This window comes from Parabacteroides sp. TM07-1AC, from assembly GCF_003480915.1.
Classification (GTDB): Bacteria; Bacteroidota; Bacteroidia; order Bacteroidales; family Tannerellaceae; genus Parabacteroides; species Parabacteroides chongii.
Genome location: NZ_QUKD01000030.1, coordinates 1 through 1004, shown reverse-complemented (window position 1 = coordinate 1004; position 1004 = coordinate 1). Strand labels below are relative to the sequence as shown.

Sequence of the window (1004 nt, the reverse complement as noted above, 5' to 3'; positions counted from 1 at the left end):
AAAAGGTATTAGTTAACTTGTACTACGGTTGAATATGTATAAAATATAGATCATACTTACGATAAAAAGTAAGTAAGAGAGAAAAATGATGCTGAGGGCAACCAAGGCAAAGTTAAGGTAGCCGTACCGGAAGGTGCGGCTGGAACACCTCCTTTTTGGAGCGAAGGATTCGTTATCAGGTTGACTAAAGGTATTAGTTAACTTGTACTACAGTTGAATATGTATACAATATAGATCTACCGATGCAAAACGTCGGTAAGAGAGAAAAATGATGCTGAGGGCAACCAAGGCAAAGTTGACAGTCCTATAGCTCAGTTGGTTAGAGCGCTACACTGATAATGTAGAGGTCGGCAGTTCAACTCTGCCTGGGACTACTCTAAAGAATTGAAAATTAGAAATTGAAAATTGAAAATTAGTTGCGACGTAAAATTTTCAATTCTCCATTATCAATTTTCAATTGAAAACGGGGGATTAGCTCAGCTGGCTAGAGCATCTGCCTTGCACGCAGAGGGTCAACGGTTCGAATCCGTTATTCTCCACACATCGGAAGACGTAGACAAAATAGTTGATAAACTGTCAACTGTGCCTTGTCAACTGTCAACTGAAAAAGATCTTTGACATGATGGACAACGTAAAATAAAGTAACGAAAAAGAGCAAGCTGAAGATATATCAATCCGATTCACAGAGATGTGACCGGAAAAAAGAAAGTAAGCAAGGGCAGACGGTGGATGCCTTGGCTCTCGGAGGCGATGAAGGACGTGATAAGCTGCGATAAGCCGGGGGGAGATGCAAATAATCCTTGATCCTCGGATTTCCGAATGGGGCAACCCGGCAGGTTGAAGGCCTGTCACCTCGTAAGAGGGGCGAACGTGGGGAACTGAAACATCTAAGTACCCATAGGAGGAGAAAATAAAAATGATTCCGCAAGTAGTGGCGAGCGAACGCGGAAGAGCCCAAACCGGTATTGTTTAGGCAATACCGGGGTTGTAGGACCACGTCGTGG

2 tRNA genes and 1 rRNA gene are annotated in these 1004 nt (G+C 43.3%); all 3 read left to right on the top strand.

The features are described from left to right. The first annotated feature begins 300 nt into the window (after positions 1–300). Positions 301–374: transfer RNA gene (locus DXD68_RS23995), tRNA-Ile, on the top strand. A gap of 91 nt (positions 375–465) precedes the next feature. Next, positions 466–539 (top strand) — tRNA-Ala (locus tag DXD68_RS23990). 163 nt (positions 540–702) lie between these two features. After that, positions 703–1004 (top strand): 23S ribosomal RNA (locus tag DXD68_RS23985); the annotation flags it as partial.